Raw genomic sequence first — 3,378 nt, 5'->3', positions numbered from 1 at the left:
CGGCGGCAAGACGCCGCCCGGCGCCATGAACGGCTTACTGCTGCACCTCGGGCTGGTTCGCCTGCGGTGCCTGTTGCTGCATCATCCGGCCCTGGCCACCCTGCTGCGGGCCACCGTTGCCGTTCATGCCGTTGCCCTGCATACCGTTGCCGTTCATGCCGCGCGGGCCATCATTCTGGCCAAAGCGCTCGTGGCCGCGCGGACCGTCCTGCTGGCCCCAGTGCATCGGGCCCTGCCGGCCGTCATGTCGGCCGAATTCGCCCTTCTGGCCATGGTGCTTCTCAAAGCCCTGCTGGCGCCCCTTCCCGTCCGGGCCGCCGCGGCCGTTCTGCATCATCTGGTGACGCTCCTGCATCTGCTTCTGCAGCAGGGCCACGGTGTCGCGGTTGACCGAGCCGTCGCCATCGGCATCGAGCCGGTCGAACATGCGCTCTGCACCGCCGCGCTGGCCGGCCTTGATTTCCTCGAGGCTCAGCTTGCCGTCGCCGTCGGTGTCGAGGCGCTTGACCATGCGCTGCTGGCGACGCTCTTCGCGCATCCGCTCCTGAATGTCGCGGAAGGCGGTCAGTTCGTCGGCCTCGAGCACGCCATCGCCATTGGCGTCGGCCTCGGCAAAGGCCGCAGCGGGCCCTGCCGCGTCGAGTTCCTCGCGCGTCACGTTGCCGTCGCCGTTGGCGTCGAGCTCGTCGAACATCTCGACGAACATCGGACCACGGCCCTCACGCTGGCCGGACTGGCCGGACGGACCCTTGTCGCCCGGGAAGGCCATGGCGAGGCTTGCGGTCCCCATCACGGCAATGGCCGCACCCATGAGAAGTTTGGACATGCGTGTCATTCCTGCGATCTCCTGTTTCGTTGCTGTCGGCGCCCGCTGTGGCCGCCGATCTGTAGCTTTCACGCCGCGGTCCGGAACTTCCGTCGGCACTGTGCGAAAAAACTCTCGAGAACGCCCTCACGTCGCGGCGTCGGGGAGACTGCAGGGCGAAAACCCGCCTTGCGCCGGTCGCATTGCAAAGATGCACGTGGTATCCCTGTTTGCGACATGGCGCCGCAAGGACATGTTGCGCACTTCCGCGGCAGGGGCGCCATGGCGCAGGTTGCGCCGATGACCGACCTACATGCACACGTGACGCAAAAGACCATACCGATGACGCAGACCGACCAGCCACACGACATGCCCCGCTCTGCCGACCCGGCGGACGCGCCGCTCGACGCAGCTCCGGCGACCACCGCAGAACGCCTTCCCGAGCGCGAGACCTGGCCCGCGATCTGGAAGGGGTTCCGTCGCCGCTGCCCGAATTGCGGCAAGGGCCCGTTGATGCGCAGCTACCTCAAGGTGCGCGACCATTGCCCGGTCTGCCGCGAGGAGCTGTTCCACAACCGCGCCGACGACGGCCCCGCCTATCTCACGATCCTGATCGTGGGTCACATCATGGCCCCGGCACTGCACATCTCCTTCGTGACGTGGCGTCCGGAACCGCTTATCCTGATTACCATATTCTCCATTGGCTGCATCGGTCTGTCCCTCTATCTTCTGCCAAGGCTCAAGGGCGCGATCGTCGGATTCCAGTGGGCGCGACGGATGCACGGGTTCTCGCAATCCGGCTGATCGACGCGCCCGCCGGTGACGGGGCAGGAGGAAGAATGACCATCGACAAGACGGCGATCCGCGATGCGGCGACGGTGATCGTGATGCGCGACCGCGACACGAACCCGCGCATCCTCATGGGACAGCGCGGCGCCAAGGCGGCCTTTATGCCCAACAAGTTCGTCTTCCCCGGCGGCGCCGTCGACGCGGCGGATGCCGCGGTGCCGCTGGCCCGTCCCCTGCCGGAACTCTGCCGCCTGCGCATCGACGAGGATTCGCCCGCCGGCCTGGCGCACCCGCTGGCGGCAGCCGCGATTCGGGAACTCTGGGAAGAGACCGGGCTGCGGCTCGGCACGCCGGGCGACTGGCGCGACCCGCCGGCCGACTGGCAGGGCTTCGCGGACAACGGGCTGTTGCCCGACGCCTCGGGCCTGCAGTTCGTGTTCCGCGCCATAACCCCGCCGGGCCGCCCCCGCCGCTTCGACGCGCGCTTCTTCCTCGCGGATGCGGCAGCGCTGGCCTCGGACCCGGACGATTTCTCGGCCGCCTGCGACGAGCTCAGCCACCTGCAGTGGATCCCGCTCGAGAAGGTCAGGCATTTCGACATGCCCTTCATCACCGAGGTGGTGCTGGCCGAGGTCGCCGCACGGGCGCGGGACGCGTCGCCGCCCGCCTCGGTGCCGTTCTTCCGCAATGACGACGAGGCGAGCCTGTTCCTGCAACTGCGCGGACGGCCGATGCCCTGACGCGGTGCGGGCGCCTAGACGAAGCCCCGCCAGAGCAGCACCGCCATCAGCAGCGCGAAGATGACGACCGCGTTGAGGATCACCGCCGCCAGCACCGACAGCACCCTGCCCTTGCGGCGGTCCGCCCGGTCGTAGCTGCCGAGATAGGCCTCGAGCCGTCCAAGCGAGGCGCCGAGCGCCGCGTCTCCCGTGATCCGCGACAGCTTGGGGTTGCCCTCGACCCGCCGCGCGGCAAGCACGCGGGTGAGGTCGCCCTGCAGCCTGCGGGGCAGCACCCGCCTGGCCCGGGCGGCACGGCTCTCGAACCCGCCGCGGCTGAGCGCGAGCTTGTCCTCGAAAAGCTTCTCGAGCCGCTGCAGCGCGCCGGAGAGGTCATGTGTTGCGATCATCGACATGATCCCCAGATCGGCGCAAGCCGCCCCGCCGCGCAAGCCCCGCCGCATCGCCAACAAGCGATCCGCGTCGGATCGCGGCAGAAGCGCCACGCTCCCCATTCCCTTCGCCGCCGCCGTCTCCTATGTCTGGCGTCATGCTGAACACGATCACACACGGCTCCGCCACCGACCAACCGCCGCTTCTCATCGTTCACGGGCTCTTCGGATCCGCCCGGAACTGGGGCGTCATCGCCAAGCGCCTGTCGGACGAGCGGCAGGTGATCGCGGTGGACCAGCGCAACCACGGCGACTCGCCGTGGAACGACCTGCACGGCTACGAGGACATGGCCGCCGACATCGCCGAGGTGATCGAGGCCAACGGCGGGCAGGCCGACCTGCTCGGGCATTCGATGGGCGGCAAGGCCTCGATGGTGCTGGCGCTCACCCGGCCGGAACTGGTCAAGCGGCTGATCGTCGCCGACGTGGCACCGGTCGCCTATGGCCACACCCAGATGCAGCATATCGAGGCGATGCGGGCGGTGGATCTCGACGCCATCGAGAAACGCTCGGACGCCAGCGCCCAGCTCGCACGGCACGTCCCGGACCCGACGCTGCAGGCCTTCTTCACCCAGTCGCTCGACCTGCGCGAGAAACGCTGGAAGCTGAACCT

Annotated in this window: 5 protein-coding genes; 3 read left to right on the top strand and 2 right to left on the bottom strand. The window is 68.6% G+C overall.

What is annotated here, in order from left to right; all coding sequences use genetic code 11:
• Window positions 1-34 precede the first annotated feature (34 nt).
• Window positions 35-826 carry an EF-hand domain-containing protein gene (locus HC022_RS21790; protein WP_254885222.1) on the bottom strand — a complete coding sequence of 264 codons (792 nt, stop codon included), beginning with the start codon at window positions 824-826 and terminating at the stop codon, window positions 35-37.
• Window positions 827-1,147: 321 nt separating this feature from the next.
• Between HC022_RS21790 and HC022_RS21785 the strand changes: the two genes are divergently transcribed.
• Together HC022_RS21785 and HC022_RS21780 are read left to right on the top strand one after the other, a co-directional pair.
• Window positions 1,148-1,609 carry a DUF983 domain-containing protein gene (locus tag HC022_RS21785; protein WP_040383929.1) on the top strand — a complete coding sequence of 154 codons (462 nt, stop codon included), beginning with the start codon at window positions 1,148-1,150 and terminating at the stop codon, window positions 1,607-1,609.
• 35 nt (window positions 1,610-1,644) lie between these two features.
• Window positions 1,645-2,334 (top strand): NUDIX hydrolase, encoded by a 690-nt coding sequence (locus HC022_RS21780; protein WP_167453804.1) that lies wholly within the window; start codon window positions 1,645-1,647, stop codon window positions 2,332-2,334.
• Window positions 2,335-2,348: 14 nt separating this feature from the next.
• Here the strand turns inward: HC022_RS21780 and HC022_RS21775 are convergent, their stop codons facing one another.
• Complete coding sequence (locus HC022_RS21775) at window positions 2,349-2,723, bottom strand: hypothetical protein (protein ID WP_254885221.1); 375 nt, start codon at window positions 2,721-2,723, stop codon at window positions 2,349-2,351.
• Window positions 2,724-2,863: 140 nt separating this feature from the next.
• Between HC022_RS21775 and HC022_RS21770 the strand changes: the two genes are divergently transcribed.
• A partial coding sequence (locus tag HC022_RS21770) for an alpha/beta fold hydrolase (RefSeq protein ID WP_167453802.1) occupies window positions 2,864-3,378 on the top strand: 515 nt, incomplete at its 3' end.

Origin of the sequence: Salipiger sp. HF18 (assembly GCF_011806505.1) — a bacterium.
Taxonomy (GTDB): Bacteria; Pseudomonadota; Alphaproteobacteria; order Rhodobacterales; family Rhodobacteraceae; genus Salipiger; species Salipiger thiooxidans.
The sequence above is the reverse complement of the archived record's forward strand: the minus strand, read 5'-3'. Positions and strand labels throughout refer to the sequence as shown.

Excerpts from the sequence above, each read along its gene's own strand:
- HC022_RS21790 (WP_254885222.1), bottom strand. The coding sequence starts at position 826 with ATGTCCAAACTTCTCATGGGTGCGGCCATTGCCGTGATGGGGACCGCA.
- HC022_RS21785 (WP_040383929.1), top strand. The coding sequence starts at position 1,148 with ATGACGCAGACCGACCAGCCACACGACATGCCCCGCTCTGCCGACCCG.
- HC022_RS21780 (WP_167453804.1), top strand. The coding sequence starts at position 1,645 with ATGACCATCGACAAGACGGCGATCCGCGATGCGGCGACGGTGATCGTG.
- HC022_RS21775 (WP_254885221.1), bottom strand. The coding sequence starts at position 2,723 with ATGATCGCAACACATGACCTCTCCGGCGCGCTGCAGCGGCTCGAGAAG.